This is a genomic window from Caulobacter sp. 05T431 (genome assembly GCF_056665975.1).
Map to the genome: position 1 here is coordinate 62884 of NZ_JBFTKU010000008.1, position 15851 is coordinate 78734.

General features: G+C 69.5%; 21 protein-coding genes. 11 read left to right on the forward strand and 10 right to left on the reverse strand.

Annotated elements, in window-relative coordinates; translation table 11 throughout:
• Position 1: 1 nt before the first annotated feature.
• The gene (locus AC1U89_RS09520) at positions 2-256 is read right to left on the reverse strand and encodes a DUF3297 family protein (RefSeq protein ID WP_479899466.1); all 255 of its coding nucleotides are present in this window, start codon (positions 254-256) and stop codon (positions 2-4) included.
• 160 nt (positions 257-416) lie between these two features.
• On the opposite strand from AC1U89_RS09520, the gene AC1U89_RS09525 reads away from it, so the two are divergent.
• From AC1U89_RS09525 to AC1U89_RS09545, 5 genes are all read left to right on the forward strand, one after another.
• Positions 417-1022 carry a YqaA family protein gene (locus tag AC1U89_RS09525; RefSeq protein ID WP_479899467.1) on the forward strand — a complete coding sequence of 202 codons (606 nt, stop codon included), beginning with the start codon at positions 417-419 and terminating at the stop codon, positions 1020-1022.
• Complete coding sequence (locus tag AC1U89_RS09530; RefSeq protein ID WP_479899468.1) at positions 1019-1588, forward strand: disulfide bond formation protein B; 570 nt, start codon at positions 1019-1021, stop codon at positions 1586-1588. Before AC1U89_RS09525 ends, AC1U89_RS09530 begins: the two co-directional genes overlap by 4 nt.
• 1 nt (position 1589) lies before the next feature.
• Positions 1590-2150, forward strand: a complete 561-nt coding sequence (locus AC1U89_RS09535; protein WP_479899469.1) for a demethoxyubiquinone hydroxylase family protein — start codon at positions 1590-1592, stop codon at positions 2148-2150.
• Between the two features lie 113 nt (positions 2151-2263).
• Positions 2264-4024, forward strand: a complete 1761-nt coding sequence (locus AC1U89_RS09540) for a M1 family metallopeptidase (protein ID WP_479899470.1) — start codon at positions 2264-2266, stop codon at positions 4022-4024.
• A gap of 135 nt (positions 4025-4159) precedes the next feature.
• Complete coding sequence (locus AC1U89_RS09545; protein ID WP_479899471.1) at positions 4160-4690, forward strand: VanZ family protein; 531 nt, start codon at positions 4160-4162, stop codon at positions 4688-4690.
• Positions 4691-4696: 6 nt separating this feature from the next.
• On the opposite strand, the gene AC1U89_RS09550 is transcribed toward AC1U89_RS09545, so the two are convergent.
• The 3 genes from AC1U89_RS09550 to AC1U89_RS09560 form a co-directional block, all read right to left on the reverse strand.
• Positions 4697-4981, reverse strand: a complete 285-nt coding sequence (locus AC1U89_RS09550) for a hypothetical protein (RefSeq protein WP_479899472.1) — start codon at positions 4979-4981, stop codon at positions 4697-4699.
• A 110-nt stretch (positions 4982-5091) separates the two neighbouring features.
• Positions 5092-5217, reverse strand: a complete 126-nt coding sequence (locus AC1U89_RS09555) for a hypothetical protein (protein WP_255347309.1) — start codon at positions 5215-5217, stop codon at positions 5092-5094.
• Between the two features lie 151 nt (positions 5218-5368).
• On the reverse strand, positions 5369-5932 hold the full coding sequence (locus AC1U89_RS09560; RefSeq protein ID WP_479899577.1) for an HNH endonuclease: 564 nt from the start codon (positions 5930-5932) through the stop codon (positions 5369-5371).
• Between the two features lie 212 nt (positions 5933-6144).
• On the opposite strand from AC1U89_RS09560, the gene AC1U89_RS09565 reads away from it, so the two are divergent.
• Entirely contained in the window at positions 6145-6984 is an 840-nt protein-coding gene (locus AC1U89_RS09565) for a TolB family protein (protein WP_479899473.1), read from the forward strand.
• On the opposite strand, the gene greA is transcribed toward AC1U89_RS09565, so the two are convergent.
• Positions 6981-7460: a transcription elongation factor GreA gene (gene greA / locus AC1U89_RS09570; protein ID WP_479899474.1), complete on the reverse strand. Its 480-nt coding sequence runs from the start codon at positions 7458-7460 to the stop codon at positions 6981-6983. The genes AC1U89_RS09565 and greA overlap by 4 nt on opposite strands.
• 541 nt (positions 7461-8001) lie before the next feature.
• On the opposite strand from greA, the gene AC1U89_RS09575 reads away from it, so the two are divergent.
• Entirely contained in the window at positions 8002-8637 is a 636-nt protein-coding gene (locus AC1U89_RS09575; RefSeq protein ID WP_479899475.1) for a TetR/AcrR family transcriptional regulator, read from the forward strand.
• A 6-nt stretch (positions 8638-8643) separates the two neighbouring features.
• Complete coding sequence (gluQRS, locus tag AC1U89_RS09580) at positions 8644-9483, forward strand: tRNA glutamyl-Q(34) synthetase GluQRS (protein ID WP_479899476.1); 840 nt, start codon at positions 8644-8646, stop codon at positions 9481-9483.
• Positions 9484-9486: 3 nt separating this feature from the next.
• Here gluQRS and AC1U89_RS09585 read toward each other — a convergent pair whose 3' ends face one another.
• From AC1U89_RS09585 to AC1U89_RS09595, 3 genes are read right to left on the reverse strand one after another with little or no spacing between them, the layout of a single operon-like run.
• Positions 9487-9801: a winged helix-turn-helix domain-containing protein gene (locus AC1U89_RS09585; protein WP_479899477.1), complete on the reverse strand. Its 315-nt coding sequence runs from the start codon at positions 9799-9801 to the stop codon at positions 9487-9489.
• Between the two features lie 7 nt (positions 9802-9808).
• On the reverse strand, positions 9809-10453 hold the full coding sequence (locus AC1U89_RS09590) for a hypothetical protein (RefSeq protein WP_479899478.1): 645 nt from the start codon (positions 10451-10453) through the stop codon (positions 9809-9811).
• 35 nt (positions 10454-10488) lie between these two features.
• Entirely contained in the window at positions 10489-11706 is a 1218-nt protein-coding gene (locus AC1U89_RS09595) for an acyltransferase family protein (RefSeq protein WP_479899479.1), read from the reverse strand.
• Between the two features lie 168 nt (positions 11707-11874).
• Between AC1U89_RS09595 and AC1U89_RS09600 the strand changes: the two genes are divergently transcribed.
• From AC1U89_RS09600 to AC1U89_RS09610, 3 genes are all read left to right on the forward strand, one after another.
• A complete protein-coding gene (locus AC1U89_RS09600; RefSeq protein ID WP_479899480.1) occupies positions 11875-13305 on the forward strand; it encodes an alpha/beta hydrolase in 1431 nt (476 codons plus the stop codon).
• 273 nt (positions 13306-13578) lie between these two features.
• On the forward strand, positions 13579-14382 hold the full coding sequence (locus tag AC1U89_RS09605; RefSeq protein WP_479899481.1) for a hypothetical protein: 804 nt from the start codon (positions 13579-13581) through the stop codon (positions 14380-14382).
• 9 nt (positions 14383-14391) lie between these two features.
• Complete coding sequence (locus tag AC1U89_RS09610) at positions 14392-14778, forward strand: YidH family protein (protein WP_479899482.1); 387 nt, start codon at positions 14392-14394, stop codon at positions 14776-14778.
• Between the two features lie 10 nt (positions 14779-14788).
• Here AC1U89_RS09610 and AC1U89_RS09615 read toward each other — a convergent pair whose 3' ends face one another.
• Both AC1U89_RS09615 and AC1U89_RS09620 read right to left on the reverse strand, forming a co-directional pair.
• Entirely contained in the window at positions 14789-15538 is a 750-nt protein-coding gene (locus AC1U89_RS09615; RefSeq protein WP_479899483.1) for a GNAT family N-acetyltransferase, read from the reverse strand.
• A 72-nt stretch (positions 15539-15610) separates the two neighbouring features.
• Positions 15611-15814, reverse strand: coding sequence for a cold-shock protein (locus tag AC1U89_RS09620; protein ID WP_479899484.1), 204 nt, complete (start codon positions 15812-15814; stop codon positions 15611-15613).
• Positions 15815-15851: the final 37 nt, after the last annotated feature.

Sequence of the window (15851 nt, forward strand, 5' to 3'; positions counted from 1 at the left end):
CTCAGGCCTCTTCGGCGTTGTCGTTGCGCCAGTAGGGCTCGACCTTGCCCTGCAGCTTGATGGTCATGGGGTTGCCCTTGCGGTCGACGGCCTTGCCGGCGGTCACGCGGATCCAGCCCTCGCTGACGCAGTACTCGTCGACATTGGTCTTCTCGACGCCGTTGAAGACGATGCCCACGCCGCGCTCCAGGACGTCGGCGTCGTGGTAGGGGCTGCTCGGGTTGGTGGCCAGGCGGTCGGGAAGCGTGTCGCTCATGGGATCGTCTTTCGAAGGATTTGGACAGCAAGCGCCGTCGAACGCGCGTGATAGCCATCCGGGGCCGCAATTCCAATAGGATTGCACGCGATCGCGCGAACCGCCGCGACAAGGTCATGGTCGCCTGCTAGCTACGGCGCGTCCTCTTTTCGGAGTCCGCATGCTGCGTCGCCTCTACGACTGGGTCATGGGCCTGGCCGCCTCCCGTCATGCCCCCGCCAGCCTCTTCGCCGTCTCGTTCGCCGAAAGCTCGTTCTTTCCCATCCCGCCCGACGTGATGCTGGCCCCCATGGTGCTGGCCAAGCCGGAGAAGGCCTGGCGCTACGCCGCGATCTGCACCCTGGCCTCGGTGCTGGGCGGGATCCTGGGCTACGCGATCGGCTTCTTCCTCAAGCCGCTGGGCGTCTGGCTGATGAGCGTCACCGGCCACCCCGGCGGCATGACCGAGTTCAAGTGCTGGTACGACCACTACGGCGTGTGGGTGATCCTGGCCAAGGGCCTGACCCCGATCCCCTACAAGCTGGTGACCATCGCCTCGGGCCTGGCCGCCTTCAGCTTCCCGATGTTCATTCTCGCCTCGGTCCTGACCCGGGCCGCGCGCTTCTTCCTGGTGGCCCTGGTGGTCAAGAAATTCGGGCCGGCCATGCTGCCCGTCATCGAAAAGCGTCTGGCCCTGTTCGCCGGTATCCTGATCGCCCTGCTTGTCATCGGCCTCACGGCGAGCCACTTCTTGGGCGGAAGCAGTGGCGGAGCGTGCGCGGGATGACGATCGAGAACGTCGACGACAAGGTGGTCCATATCCGCGCCACGGGTCCGGCCCCGACGCGCAGCGCGCTGGACCTGATCGCCGAGCAGTGGGCCGTCGTGGCCTTCCTGGCCTGCGCCGTCATGCTGGGCGCGGCCCACGCGTTCGAGACCTTCGGCAAGCTGGCGCCCTGCCTGCTGTGCCTCAAGCAGCGCGAAGTCTACTGGGTCACCGGAACGGTGGCCCTGGCCGGCGTGGTGCTGTCGCGCACGCCCTGGGCCGACCGGGCGCGCAAGCCGCTGATCCTGCTGATCGGGCTCGGCTTCCTCTACGGCGCGGGCGTGGCCGTCTATCACGCCGGCGCGGAATGGAAGTTCTGGCCCGGCCCCGCGGCCTGCGCCGTCGGCGGCGCGGGCGCCACGGCCGGCGACCTGGCGGCCATGCTTAAGGGCGCCAAGATCGCCGCCCCGTCGTGCGACAAGGCCGTCTGGATCTTCCTGGGCCTGTCGATGGCCGGCTGGAACGCCCTGATCTCGCTAGGCCTGGCCGTCGCCTCGTTCTTCGCCGGCTTCCGTAAGGCGGCCTGAGATGAGCCAGCCCGTCCCTCCCCGTCCCGGCGCCGGCGCCCAGAAGGCGCGGCTGGCGGAAATCCTGCGGGTCGACCAGGCTGGCGAGCTGGCGGCCGTCCACATCTATCGCGGCCAGCAGGCGGTGATGCGCCAGGCTCCGGGCCGCGAGCGGATCGCCGACCAGCTGCAGGAGATGGAGGGCCACGAACAGGTCCACCTGAGCCGCTTCAACGAGCTGCTGGGCGAACGGGAAGTGCGCCCCACCCTGATGTCGCCCGTCTGGCGCGCGGCCGCCTTCGCCCTGGGCGCCGGCACCGCCCTGCTGGGCGAAAAGGCCGCCCACGCTTGCACCGAAGCGGTCGAGACGGTGATCGAGCAGCACTATGCCGGCCAGATCGCCGAGCTGGAGGCCCGCGACCCGGCCCTGGCCGCCGAACTCAGCCAGTTCCGCGACGACGAGCTGCACCACAAGGACATCGCCATCAACGAAGGCGCCCTGGAGGCGCCGGCCTATCCGTTGCTGTCAGCGGTGATCCGCGCCGGCTGCCGCGCCGCGATCAAGATCAGCGAGAAAATCTGACCGGCGTTCACCGAAACGCCGAACGAACCGTCCCCGAAACTTCCCGCTTGGCGACCTGCGTGGCCGAGCTTACCCATGTCGCCGGAAAATCGCGTCGCGAGGGGAGTTTCGCTTTGCCTATCCAGTTTCAACGCCGGGCCGCGGCCCTGTGCGCCGTGTCGCTTCTGGCCCTGGGCGCGGCCCACGCCGCGACGCCCGCCAAGCCGGTCAACCCGCCCAAGCCGGCCCCGACCACCGCTCTCACCCTGGGCACCGGCGGCCAGATGCCCGCCGAGGAAGCGGCGGTGACGATCGAGCACGTCGACCTGAAGCTGAAGGTGATCCCCCAGACCAAGTCGATCGAGGGCGACGCCACCCTGACCCTGGCGGCCAAGAGCGCTCTGCCCCGCATCGTCCTGGACTTCGACAAGAACTTCGCGGTCAGCGCCCTGCTGGTCGACGGCAAGCCCGCGACCTGGACCAATCCCGAGGGCCGGCTGACCATCAACCTCCCCGCCCCGATCCGGGCGGGCGCCAAGACGACCGTCCAGATCCGCTACGCCGGTCAGCCGCACGAGGCCGAGAAGGCCCCGTGGGACGGCGGCTTCGTCTGGAAGACCACCCCGACCGGCGAGCCCTGGATCGCCAGCGCCGTGCAGGGCGACGGCTGCGACCTGTTCTGGCCGTGCATCGACTTCCCCACCGGCGAGCCGCTGCTGGTCGACTTCTACGTCACCGTGCCCGCCCCGCTGTCGGCCCCGGCCGGCGGCGTGCTGGTGGACGTGCAGGAGAAGGGCGGCTGGCGCACCTTCCACTGGCGCCAGAAGCAGCCCGACACCTACGCCGTCGCGGTCAATGTCGGTCCCTATGACAAGCTGGAAGCGACCTACAAGAGCCGGTTCGGCGACAGCTTCCCGATCGAGTACTGGTACTTGAAGAGCGACCACCCGGCCAAGGCCAAGGCCCTGTTCGCCGAGTTCCCGACCACGCTGGACTTCTTCGAGCAGATGATCGGCCCCTACCCGTTCCGGTCCGAGAAGCTGGGCGTCGTCGAGACCCCGCACCTGGGCATGGAACACCAGACCATGAACGCCTACGGCAACGAGTACAAAAAGGACGTCTACGGCTACGACTGGCTGTTCCAGCACGAGCTGTCGCACGAATGGTTCGGCAACCAGGTGACCAATGTCGACTGGGACGACATGTGGATCCACGAGGGCCTGGGCAGCTACATGCAGCCGCTGTTCTCGCAATGGCTGCACGGCGACATGGAATACATGACCCGCCTGAACGCCCAGCGCGTGCAGTCCAAGAACGCCTTCCCGATCGTTTCCGACAAGGTGATGACCGAGGATCAGGTCTACAAGCCCGAGGGCGGCCCGGCGAACGACATCTACGCCAAGGGCTCGAACGTCATGCACACCCTGCGCGCCACGATCGGCGACGAGGCCTTCTTCAAGTCGGTGCGCACCCTGGTCTACGGCCGCCCCGACCCCAAGCCGGGCAATTTCGCGCCGCGCTACGCCACGACCAAGGACTTCATCAAGATCGTCAACGACGTGACGGGCAAGGACTACCAGTGGTTCTTCGACGCCTACTTCTACCAGGCCAAGCTGCCGGAGCTGCTGACCACGCGTGACGGCGACGACCTGGTGCTGAGCTGGAAGACGCCCTCGGGCAAGGCCTTCCCGATGCCGGTCGAGGTGAAGGTCGGCGACAAGATCGTCACCGCGCCGATGAGCGACAACACCGGCCGGATCAAGGTGGGCGACACCGTGCCGGTGATCGTCGACCCGGCCTCCAAGATCCTGCGCCGCCAGCCCTATCTGGAAGCCTACGCGGCCTGGAAGAAGGACGCCGACGAAGCGGCCAAGAAGGCCGAGGCGAAGAAATAATCGACGCCAGAGGCCCGCCGCCCCCGGGATTCCGGGACGCGGCGGGCCTTGGTCATCTTCCGTTGACCCTGTTCCTTCACGGCTTGTAGGCCAAGGCGCCRTAAGGCTTTGAGCTCGTAGCGAGCCAGGAAGCCGATGCTGACGCCCAACCATGTCGTGACCACCGCCCGCGCCGTCCTGGTGGTCGGCGCCCTGACCGCCGCGGTGCTGATGCTGGGCCCCTGGCCGGGCCTGGAGCAGGTGTTCGGCCTGAGCGACAAGGCGGCCCACGCCCTTTGCTTCGGCGGCCTGGTCGCCGTCTCGTTCCTGGCCTTCCCGCGCATGCGCCGCAACGACCTGGCCGTCGCCGCGATCCTGCTGGGCGCCAGCGTCGAGGTAGCCCAGTTGTTCACCGCCGACCGCAGCGCCTCGATCGGCGACCTGCTGGCCGACACGGCCGGCGTGGCGGTCGTCTATCTGGCCAGCCATATCGAGAACCTTCGCGCCCTGGCCCGTCAGCGCGGCGCGGCGACCTTCGCCGAGATCGCCGCCCAGGATCGCCGTCGCGGCGCGCGGCGCCTGGCGCCGGTGATCTCGGCCGTCTTCCCGGCCCCCGCCGAAACGGAGGCCGAACGCCCGACCAGCTTCGCCAGCCGGGCGGCCCGACGCTTTCCGCGCCGAGCCTGATCCGTCCTAGGTGATGCGCTTGACGCTGACCGGGTCGCTGCCCGGGAAGCTCTCTTCCAGACCTTCGTCCAGCAGGGCCTCCTGGCGGCTTTCCGAGCACTCGACCTTCTCGGCCAGCTGATCGTGCTTTTCGCCTTCGGTCAGCGGGGTTTCGGCCTCGCGGGAATGCGGGGCGTCGAAATGCTTGTCCTCGTGCCGCACCTTGCCGTCGCTGGCCATGTCGGCTGTCGAGGCGCTGGTGCCGTGCGTGAAGTGGCGGCCGGTTTCTTCTTTTTTATGGCCAAAGATCATGGGGTCTCTCCCGATTCTTCGCCCGAAGGCGTTGGGGATAGAACCCGTGAGCGGGCGCCCGGGTTGCGCGCCCGGGCGGGCCAACCGCGCGCGCTTGGCCCTGGCGAGCCCTACAGACCGAACACCACGGTCCACAGGACCACATTGGCCAGCGTCATGGCGGCCATCAGCCATCGCAGGCGACGTTTGACGCTCAGGGCGTGTCCGTGCTCGTGAAGCGTCGGACCGGAAAGCATCGAAAGCCTCGAAGGCGTCGAAGGACTGGCAAGCATCGAACCCTCCCACTGGATGGCCCCCGCCCTTGGGGTCCGCCCAGCGGCGAGTCGATGCAAGCAGAGCCACAAAGCTTTGTTTTGTAGACATTTTCGCGACTCAGTGTCGTCGCGGTCAGGCTTCCAGCTCGATGTCCCAGTAGAGGTAGTCCAGCCAGCTGGCGTGCAGGTGCCCCGGCGGGAACCGGCGACCGCGATCCTGCAGCTCGTGCATGCTGGGCCGGCGCGCGGTGTGGAACGGATGCATGCMGGCTTCGCGCGGCGTGCGGCCGCCCTTGTGCAGATTGCAGGGCGCGCAGGCGGTGACGATGTTCTCCCAGGTGGTCCGGCCGCCGCGCGAGCGGGGGATCACGTGGTCGAAGGTCAGTTCGTCGGGCGAACCGCAATATTGGCAGGAGAACCCGTCGCGCAGGAACAGGTTGAAGCGGGTGAAGGCCGGCGGACGATCCTGCGGCACGTACTGCTTCAGCGACACCACGCTGGGCAGCTTCATTTCGAACGAGGGCGAGTGAACCACGTGGTCGTAGGTGGAGACCACGTCGACACGCTCCAGGAACACCGCCTTGATCACCTCCTGCCAGGGCCAGAGGGACAGCGGATAGTAGCTCAGGGGCCGGTAGTCGGCGTTGAGGACGAGCGCCGGCATGCCGGACGGTGGACGGGACAGCACCTGCATCAGGGCCTCCCTCTGGAGCGGCACGGGCTCCGATGAAGCGGATACGCGGTCGGACTGAAGACGGGCCTCCTTCCTGCGCGTTCTCGGGAATCGCCATTCATTCCCGAACGCATGGAAAGGATGAGCCAACTCGACGACAGAACCAAGACATCCTTGCACTTGGCGCGTGAACGATCGCGGCTATGGTCGGCGGCGCACCTCGGGGAGCTTCAGCCATGCCGCCGCCCGCCCTCGCCGCGATCGCCCTGGCCGGTTTCCTGGCGTCGGGCCCGCCTGTCCCGCTGCTGCCCGGCGTGGTCGATTCGCCCGACAGCGAGGTCCGCCCCGCCTTCAGCCCAGACGGCCGATGCGTGCTGTGGGGCTCGATCGGCGCGCCGAAGACGCCGTGGCGCATCCTGCAGACCTGCCGCGACGGCGCGGGATGGTCCAAGCCCGAGGCGGTGTCGTTCGACGGGCCCGACAACGACTTCGACCCGGCGTTCTCGCCGGACGGCAGGACGGTCTATTTCTTCTCCAACCGCCCGGGCGGCCAAGGCGGCGACGACCTCTACGCCGTGGACCGCGACCCGGCGACCGGCGCATTCGGAACGCCGCGCAACCTGGGCCCGCGCTTCAACACGCCCGGCGACGAATGGGCGCCCTCCCCCACCGCCGACGGGCGGCTGATCTTCTCGTCCGACGGCCATGGCGGGCTGGGCGGGCAGGACCTGTTCGAGGGCGAGCTGGCGGGCGACGCCCCGGTGCGCGGCCTTGGACCCGAGGTCAACGGCCCGCAGGACGACTTCGACGCGACCTTCCTGGCCGACGGCCGCACCCTGGTGTTCAGCTCGGGCGACCTGAAGGCCGAGACGCGCGTCACCCTGCGCAGCGCCCGACGCGGCGACGACGGGCGGTTCGGTCCGAGCAAGGTCCTGGCCGCGCCGGCGAACTGCTCCGAGGCGATCAACAACGGACCCGCCGTCGATCCCGGGCGTCCGGGCGTTCTGTTCTATTCGGCCTATTGCCCGACCCTGGGCCCGGGCCGGATGGACATCTTCGAGGTTCCGACGCCTTAGTCGATCGCCACGACCTCGACCTCGCCGCCCGCCACCATGGCGGTGTCGCCGACGCCCTTGCCCAGCAGGGCCCGGGCCACCGGCGAGACGTAGGACACCGAGCCGTTCGCGGGGTCGGCCTGGTCCTCGCCGACGATGCGGAAAGTCTGGCGGCGACCGTCCTCGCGGTCGAAGGTGACGGTGCCCCCGAACTGCAGGCCTTGGGCGGACGGGTCGCGCTCGCGCAGTTGGGCGCTGGCGCGGCGGGCCGACCAGTAGCGCAGGTCGCGGGTGGCGCGGGCCATGGCCGTGCGGTCCTGGGCGACGTCGCCGCCGGCCTGGGCGGCGCTGTAGGCGGCCCGGGCGTCGGCGAGCGCCGCCTCGATCTGGGCCAGGCCGTCGGCGGTCACCAGGTTCGGATGCGGCGAGATCGGACGGTCCAGCAGGTCGGCGGCGAACGCCTCGCTGTCGCCTTCCTTGGTGAAGGCGACGCTCATGCTCGCAGCTCGGCGGAGGGGAAACGGGAAGTCATGTCAGGAAAATCCGGCCCGTCGCGGGATGTTCCGCCTCGGGAGCATCCGACCTAGGCGCGTGGCCCCCTCGGATCAAGAGACGGGATCAAGACATGCAAAAGCCGCCGGCGGGAAAGCGCGGGCGGCTTCGAACACTTCAGTCGAGGTCTTCGGTGGCGATCGTGTCGGCGGGACGGCGTGGGGATCCGCTGGGTCCCGTCGGCCACAAACGCTACCGGAGCTTAGATCGCGACGCCGATCAGGGCGGCGGCGACGCCGACGGCGGCGGCCAGGAAGAAGCCGACGGCCATGCGGTCGAGGGCGGTTTCGAAGGCGAAGAAGGTATTGGTCATGACACACATCCTTGAGTTTGGGTTGCGAGGCGCGGTGATCGAGATGGCCGCCCCTCGTTCCAGACCGAGCCCGATCTGGACAGTGCTTAGATAACACCCATCTGAACGCCGTCAAGATGAATCTTTACGCCGTTAGGATGGATTTTTGAACAGGAACGGTTACAGTGTCCGAGATGACCCAGACTCCCTCCTCCTTGGCGCCGTCCGAAGCCCGCCCCTACCACCATGGCGACCTCAGCCGCGCCCTGGTCGAGGCCGCCCGTCGCATCCTCGAGACCGAGGGCCCGGCGGCGCTGTCGCTGCGGGCGGTGGCCCGGGAAGCCGGCGTCAGCCCGGCCGCGCCCTACCACCACTTCAAGGACAAGGGCGAACTGCTGGACGCCGTCGCCCATGAAGGCTGGCACGCCCTGGACGCCGCCCTCACCGAAGCGCGGGCGAAGGCTGTCGACGGCAAGGAGCGCATGACCAGCCTCGGCGTGGCCTATGTCCGCTTCGCCCGTGACAACCCCGCCCTCTATCGCGTGATGTACGACTGCTCGCGCGACAAGGACGCCCTGCCCGACCAGATGAAGGAAGAAGGCGCCTACTGCCAGGTGCGCAACACCATCGACGAGCGCAGCGGCGGCACGGCCTCGCCGATCGACCTGGAGCTGGCGACGATCGCCGCCTGGTGCGCCGGCCATGGCCTGGCCGAGATGATCAGCTTCAAGCAGTTCGCGCCGCTGAAGGAGGCCCTGGGCGGCGAGGAGGCCTTCCTGCGCGGCGTGTTCGAACACCTGGGCATGTTCGCCAAGCTCGACCAGGCCTAGGTCCGCTTGACCTTCGCCACCCGCTTCGCCCCCTCCCCGACCGGCCATCTGCATCGCGGCCACGCCTTCTCGGCCCTGACCGCCTTCGACGCCGCCCAGGCTGAAGGCGGCCGGTTCGTGCTGCGGATCGAGGACATCGACGCCACCCGCAGCCGTCCCGAATTCGAGGCCTCGATCCTGGAGGACCTGGCCTGGCTGGGCCTGGAGTGGGAGCAGCCCGTCCGTCGCCAGTCCGAGCATCTGGCCGAGTATCACCGGGCCATCGACGTGCTGCGCGACAAGGGCCTGGTCTATCGCTGCTTCCGCACCCGCAAGGAGCTGGACATCGGCCGCGCTCCGCACGAGCCGGCCAAGCCGTTCGTCGGCGGCCCGCTGCATCCCGACGACGAGGCCGCCCGGCTCGACCGCGGCGAGGCCTTCGCCTGGCGGCTGTCGCTGGACGCCGCCCGCGGCGCCCTGGGCGGTTTCGACGGCCTGAGCTTCGTCGAGGAAGGCGCGGGCCCCGGCGGCGAGGCCGGCCGGATCCCGGCCCGCCCCGAAACCGCCGGCGACATCGTCCTGGCCCGCAAAGACGTCGGCGTGGCCTATCACCTGGCCGTGGTCCTGGACGACGCCCTGCAGGGGGTCACCCACGTGATCCGCGGTCAGGACCTGTTCGAGGCGGCCCACATCCAGCGCCTGCTGCAGGCCCTGCTGGACCTGCCGACACCGACCTACCGCCATCACCGCCTGCTGGTCGGTCCGGACGGCAAGCGCTACGCCAAACGCGACAAGGCCCAGACCCTGCGCGAACTACGGGCGGCGGGTGTGACGCCGGTCCAGCTGCGGGCGGAGATGGGTCTCTAGGCCTCAGCTTCCGCCGCCGGCCTGCTCCACCAGCTGGCCCATGGCCTTCAGATAGGCCCCGAAGGCCGCCCGCCCCTGGTCGGTCAGGCGCACCCGGGTCAGGGGTTTGCGGCCGACGAAGCTCTTGTCGATCGCCACATAGCCGGCGTCCTCGAGCTTGCGCAGGTGGACCGAGAGATTGCCCTGGGTCACCTCCAGCAGGTCCTTCAGCTCGGTGAAGTCCGCCACCTCGGCGCTGGCCAGGTAGGCGACGATCCCCAGCCGCACCCGGCCGTGGATGACGTCGTCCAGTCCGCTGATGTCGAACCTGCCGCTCACGCCCGCCTCAAGCCGCCGCCGTCACGGCGTTCTGGCGCATGGCCTGGCGCATCATCCAGAAGCCCGGGACCATCATCAGGGCGAAGAGCCCCAGGGTGGCCACCAGCAGGAAGAGGTCCGGGCGATCGATCAGCAGGCCCATGGCCAGGCCCGCCCCGATCCATCCGGCCGAGACCAGCGCCGTCCACAGCTTCCTGCGCAGCATGAAGATCACGTACCAGACCGCGCCCTGCAGCACGAAGACCACCGCCGGATGGAACAGCCAGTAGCGGAAATCGTGGTTGCGCGTGGCGGCCGTGGCGAAGATCACGACCAGGGTCAGGTTGGCGATCCCCGCGCCCTGGAAGGCCGCATTGACCGCCCGATTGGCCACGCCGTGGGTCGGCCGTTTGCGGTCGACCACGATCACGACGGTCATCAGGACCAGGAAGATCAGCGTCGGAACCCAGGCCAGGGCCAGATTGCCCGCCACCGACATGCGAAGCACCCCGGTCGCCTGGGCGTAGTGGCCCAGGCACTCCAGGCCGTAGATCAGCCCCGCCGATCCGTAGAGCGCGCCGCCGGCCACGCCGATCCCGCCCTCGCCCCGGCCCTCTGCCAGGGTCCGCAGGAAGGCCAGATCGTCGTGCACGGACTTGATTTGGTCGTTCATGGGCAAGGTCCCCCTCGGTTGCGCATCATGGCCGGTCACAGGATTCGTCCCAACAGCGGCAAGCGGCGCAGCGCCAGGGTCAGCAGCCAGCTGAGCGCGATCGCCCCGCCGGTCGCCGCCAGCCCCTTGGCCAGCCCGCCCCAGGCCTGGGGCAGCAGCAGCCAGCCCAGCCAGGCGGTGAAGACGTAATGGGTCAGATATATGCCGTAGGCGTTGGCCTGCAGGCTGCGCCCCACGGGGCCGGTCTTGCGCACGAAGCGCAGGAACACGGCCATCACCGCGAACGACAGGGTCGCGCAGGCCAGGACGAAGGCCAAGCCGCCCACCACGTCCAGCACCGGCTTGGGCGGCGGGTTGGGCGAGAAGGCGACGATGAAGACCGCGATCGCGGCGATCACCGCCGGGGCCGGCGCGATCTGCCAGGCCCACCAGCGGCGCGCCAGGGCGCCCTGCGGATCGGTCAGGCCCTGCCCCACGCCMGCCGCCCCGAACGCCAGGCCGGCCAGGAAGTAGACGAGGTAGTGGATCGCCCGGCCGGTCTGGATCGTGAACGGCCCCTCCAGCGTCCAATGGCCGAAGGGCAGCACCATGTTCAGCGGCACATAGGCCAGGGCGCTGGCCGCGACCAGGACGAGGAAGGCGCGGCCCGGGCGTTGGGCGGCGCCCCGCGTCCAGCGGCCCAGCGCCGGGATCAATCCGGGGAACACGGCGTTCAACGTCGCGGCGACCGCGCCGAAGGCCAGCAGCACCCACAGGAACCAGGCCGGGCCGCTGGGCCAGAACGGCAGGTGGGTCCAGGCCTCGACATAGGCGCCCAGCATCGGCGCGCCGCCCGACTGCAGCCAGGCGGGATAATAGGCCAGCGGCGCCAGCAGCCCCGCCCCGACCGCKAACGGAACGCCCAGCCGCAGCGCCCGGCCCTTCAGGAAACCGCCCGCCCCCTTGGCCTTCAGGCTCTCGGCGACGAACAGGCCCGAGACCAGGAACATCAGCGACATGAAGAACAGGTCGTTGACCAGGGTGAATAGGCCGAAGCCGGCGAACTTCTGCGGATCCACCACGGGGAACGCCGTCCACAGGATCGGCGGGGCCGCGAACGCCTTCGGCCGCGGCGCGTACGGATGATAGGTCAGCACCGCGTGGTGGGCGACGACCAGCAGGGTCAGGAAGGCCCGCATCGCCCCCACGGGCGCATTGCGGGCGGCGGGCCCGGCCTGGGCCGGGGTTTCCAGGGATTTCAGAGGCGCGTGCATGGCCGGGCTCCGTTGCGATGGCTGGACCGTGCATCAACTTGTTTGTTTTGTAAACTAGTTGATATGACGTCGTTATGCGACGCGAGGGTTGGGGACGCCGCCCAACCCGCCCTTGCTCCCCTCCCCGCCGTCATGCTCACTGCTGGGCTTCAGCACGACGGGATTCACATGAGCAAGATGATCTGGGGCGCCGCCCTGTCCGGCGCGTTCGCCGCCCTGGCCCTGGCCGGCTCGGCCCACGCCGCCGAACCGAAGTTCACCCCGGGCGCCTGCGCCGGCGACTATTCGGGCGTGGCCAACAAGATCGAATGCGGGACCCTGACCGTCGACGAGACGCGGGGCGGGCCGAGCACGCGGCGCGTCTCGCTTCCCGTGACCATCGTCCGGGCCAGCGCCCCCAAACCCGGCGCGGTCCCGGTGGTCTATCTGCACGGCGGCCCCGGCGGCGGCCTGGTCGAGGGCGTCGGGCGGCTGCTGCGCGGCGTCAGCGGCCGCGAGCTGGTGGCGGTCGACCAGGACTGGATCTTCTTCGACCAGCGCGGCGGCGGCGTGGCCCAGCCCCTGCTCGACTGCGGGACCCTGGCCCTCAACGACGCCGGCCCGCTGAGCGACGCGGCCGCCCAGCAAGCCATCGCCTGCGCCCAGCGCCTGAAGGAGTCGGGCGTCGACCTCTCCCGCTACAACGCCGAGGAGGTGGTCAAGGACATCCAGGACCTGCGCAAGACCCTGGGCCTGAAACAGATCGACCTGATGGGCGTCTCGTACGGCACCCGCATCGCCCTGGCGGTGGTCAAGCACGACCCGACCGGCGTGCGCGCCGTGGTGCTGGATTCGCCCTGGACGCCGGAGGCCAAGTGGGCCGAGGGCGGGCCGGAGATGGTGTCGGACGCCGTGAAGGAGATCTTCAAGCGCTGCGCCGCCGACGCGGCCTGCAACGCCAAGTATCCGCATCCAGGGGCCGACCTCGACGGCGTGGCCGCCAAGCTGCTGGCCGCGCCCGTGGTCCAGAACGGCCAGACCTACACCGCCGACCTGCTGGGCGGCTTCCTGATGGACGCGGCCTACAGCGGCCCCGACGCCCGCGCCCTGCCCGCCACCGTGGCCAAGTTCGCGGCCGGCGACCTGTCGGCCCTGGACGACACCCGCGCCGGCGCCGGCTATCGCGAGGCCCAGTTCTTCACCCACCTGTGCAAGGAAGAGTTCCCGTTCGAGAGCGAGGCGGCCACGCGCCAGGGCGCCCAGCGCGACGTGGTCAGCCGCCTGACCGAGAAGTCGTTCGGCCGCCTGTTCCAGGTCTGCAAGGCCTATCCGGTCGGCGCGCCCGACCCGGTCGAGGCCCAGCCGGTCTCCAGCCCGATCCCGACCCTGTTCCTGGCCGCCGAGATCGACCCGGGCTGCCCGCCGTCCGTGGCCAAGGCCGCCGTAAGCCGCTTCTCCAAGGGCCAGCTGACCATCATCCCCAACGCCACCCACGGCGTCTCGCGCGGCAGCGCCTGCGCCCGCAAGATGATCCGCGGCTTCCTGGCCGATCCGACCGCGCCGATCGATCAGAGCTGCCTGCATCCCGAGCACGACAAGTTCGTGTTCGATTTGGAGTAAGTTCAGAAAGGGGCGGTGGCTCACCCACTTGCCCCCACCTGACCGCTCCGCGGTCTGTCCGCCCCCATGGGGGGCGGAGGACGCGCTCACCTGCCCTCTTCCCCCTATGGGGGAAGACGATCGCGAAGCGATCCGTAGGGGGCAAGCGGGTGTGATCCCACGCTCTTCCACCAGGGTTTTCCGAAGCGCCCGTAGGGCTTCGCACCATGGCGCGCCTCGGTCCCGCGCCGGATAGTCCTCGCCGAGTCCGCACGGGCTCGGCGGAGGCTCATCGTGAAACAGCGCCGTTCCTGGTCGATCTTCGCCGCGGCCGCCTGCTGCCTCGTCCCCGCCCTGGCCCAGGCCCACGAATCCGACGTCGAGCTGGCCAAGAAGCTGAACAATCCGGTCTCGAACCTGATCAGCGTCCCTTTCCAGCAGAACTACGACTGCTGCTACGGCCCCGAGGACGGCGGGCGCTACACCCTGAACGTCCAGCCGGTGATCCCGCTCTCGCTGAACCAGGACTGGAACCTGATCGTCCGCACCATCGTGCCCATCGTGAAGAAGGAGCACGCCTATCCCGGCGACAGCACCGCGTTCGGCCTAAGCGACACCACCCAGAGCTTCTTCTTCTCGCCCAAGGCCGAGCACAACGGCCTGGTCTGGGCGGTCGGCCCCGCCGTGCTGTGGCCAACGGGCGAGTCGGACCTGGGGACCAAGAAATGGGGCGCCGGCCCCACCGCCCTGCTGCTCAAGCAGGAGCACGGCTACACCTACGGCGTGCTGGCCAACCACATCTGGTCGTTCGCCGACGCCGGCGACCATGACCGGCCCGATGTCAGCCAGACCTTCATCCAGCCCTTCTTCAGCTACACCGACAAGGCCACGACCACCTACGGGATCAACGCCGAGAGCAGCTACAACTGGAAGACCAAGGGCTGGACCGTGCCGATCAACCTGACGGTCACCCACGTCTACAAGTTCGGCGAGCAGAGGGTGTCGCTGGGCGGCGGCGTGCGGGCCTACGCGGCCCAGGACGGCGTCGGTCCCGAGTGGGGCCTGAGGTTCATCGCCACCTTCCTCTATCCGAAATAGAGCCGCGCCATGACCGAGACCCCGGGATCCCGCCCCGTCCTGCCCTCCGACCTCGGCGCCGTGCGCACGGTGCTGGCGGCCGACCGGACGCTCATGGCCTGGCTGCGCACCTCGCTGTCGATGCTCAGCTTCGGCTTCACGATCTACAAGTTCCTGKAGACCGCCGCCAAGGCCGGCTCCCTGGCGCGGCCGGAGAGCCCGCAGAAGGTGGGCCTGTTCCTGGTCGCCATGGGCACGGCCGCCATGGTCATGGGCGTGATCGACTACTGGATCACGGTCAGGCATGTCCGCAAGACCGGGGCTTTCCGGCTGGGGCGGTCGGTGCTGTTCATGTCGCTGTTGCTGGCGCTGGCAGGGGTCGCCCTGTTCATGGCGATCATCGAGCGCGTCGTCTGAGGCCCGGCCCCTACTCGACCATCCAGTAGCGATAGCCGTAGGCCGGCACGAACCCCAGGCCGCTGTAGAGGGCGATGGCCGGCGCGTTGTCGGCCTCGACCTGCAGATAGGCGCGTCGCGCCCCCAGGGTCGCGGCCTCGTGCAGCAGGGCCGCCAGGATCCGGCTGGCCAGGCCCTTGCGGCGGTGTCCCGGCAGGGTGCGCATGCCGAAGATCCCCGCCCACTCGCCGTCGACGGCGCTGGCGCCCAGGGCGGCCACCTCGCCGCCGACCTCCAGCCGCGCGAACCGGGCGGGCGCGGGGATGCGGGCCAGGGCGTCCAGGCGCTCGCGGGCGTCGGCGGCGTTGCCGGCGGCGCTAGCGGTCAGCACGGCCTCGAAGGCCGGGTCGGGCGCGTGCGACAGGGTCACGGCCAGATCCGTCGTCGCCGCGATCGTCCCGGCGGTCTCGCCCACCATCACCAGGGTGCCGTGGGTGGGCCGGTAGCCGCGGGCGCGCAGGTGCTCGGACAGGTTGGCCGGCGCCACCGCCCCGTCCGACAGCTTGAAGCGGGTCGGCAGGCCGCGCGCGGCGTAGAAGGCCTCGGTGGCCGCGATGGCCTCGTCGATGGGCCGGTCGGGCTCGCCCAGCGGCCAGCAGGCGTTGATCCGCAGCGACCAGCCGTCCGAAGCGTTCAGCCGCCAGCCGCCCAGGGCCCCGCTCTGGCGCGCCGGCCAGGCGCGATCGGCGACGGTCTCGAGGAAGCGGGGATCGACGGTCATCGGCTCATCCATAGCAGAAGGGCGCCGGCTCGTTGGAGCCGGCGCCCTTCGAATTCGCGTAGAGGCGAGCGCCTAGAGCGGCTTCAGATTGGCCGCCGCGATCTTGCCGCGCTCCTCGGCGGTGTCGAAGCTGACCTTCTGGCCCTCGTCCAGGCCGCGCAGGCCCGCGCGTTCGACGGCGCTGATGTGGACGAACACGTCCTTGCCGCCGTCATCGGGTTGGATGAAGCCGAAGCCCTTGGTGCCGTTGAACCATTTCACCACGCCGGTCGCCATGGAGTGTCTCCTAGAGATAGCCGATCCAATGCCCGGA

Excerpts from the sequence above, each read along its gene's own strand:
- AC1U89_RS09615 (WP_479899483.1), bottom strand. The coding sequence starts at position 15,538 with ATGACCGTCGATCCCCGCTTCCTCGAGACCGTCGCCGATCGCGCCTGG.
- AC1U89_RS09550 (WP_479899472.1), bottom strand. The coding sequence starts at position 4,981 with ATGATCTTTGGCCATAAAAAAGAAGAAACCGGCCGCCACTTCACGCAC.
- AC1U89_RS09620 (WP_479899484.1), bottom strand. The coding sequence starts at position 15,814 with ATGGCGACCGGCGTGGTGAAATGGTTCAACGGCACCAAGGGCTTCGGC.
- AC1U89_RS09590 (WP_479899478.1), bottom strand. The coding sequence starts at position 10,453 with ATGAACGACCAAATCAAGTCCGTGCACGACGATCTGGCCTTCCTGCGG.
- AC1U89_RS09520 (WP_479899466.1), bottom strand. The coding sequence starts at position 256 with ATGAGCGACACGCTTCCCGACCGCCTGGCCACCAACCCGAGCAGCCCC.
- AC1U89_RS09565 (WP_479899473.1), top strand. The coding sequence starts at position 6,145 with ATGCCGCCGCCCGCCCTCGCCGCGATCGCCCTGGCCGGTTTCCTGGCG.
- AC1U89_RS09600 (WP_479899480.1), top strand. The coding sequence starts at position 11,875 with ATGAGCAAGATGATCTGGGGCGCCGCCCTGTCCGGCGCGTTCGCCGCC.
- greA (WP_479899474.1), bottom strand. The coding sequence starts at position 7,460 with ATGAGCGTCGCCTTCACCAAGGAAGGCGACAGCGAGGCGTTCGCCGCC.
- AC1U89_RS09545 (WP_479899471.1), top strand. The coding sequence starts at position 4,160 with ATGCTGACGCCCAACCATGTCGTGACCACCGCCCGCGCCGTCCTGGTG.
- AC1U89_RS09530 (WP_479899468.1), top strand. The coding sequence starts at position 1,019 with ATGACGATCGAGAACGTCGACGACAAGGTGGTCCATATCCGCGCCACG.
- AC1U89_RS09575 (WP_479899475.1), top strand. The coding sequence starts at position 8,002 with ATGACCCAGACTCCCTCCTCCTTGGCGCCGTCCGAAGCCCGCCCCTAC.
- AC1U89_RS09525 (WP_479899467.1), top strand. The coding sequence starts at position 417 with ATGCTGCGTCGCCTCTACGACTGGGTCATGGGCCTGGCCGCCTCCCGT.
- AC1U89_RS09555 (WP_255347309.1), bottom strand. The coding sequence starts at position 5,217 with ATGCTTTCCGGTCCGACGCTTCACGAGCACGGACACGCCCTGAGCGTC.
- AC1U89_RS09535 (WP_479899469.1), top strand. The coding sequence starts at position 1,590 with ATGAGCCAGCCCGTCCCTCCCCGTCCCGGCGCCGGCGCCCAGAAGGCG.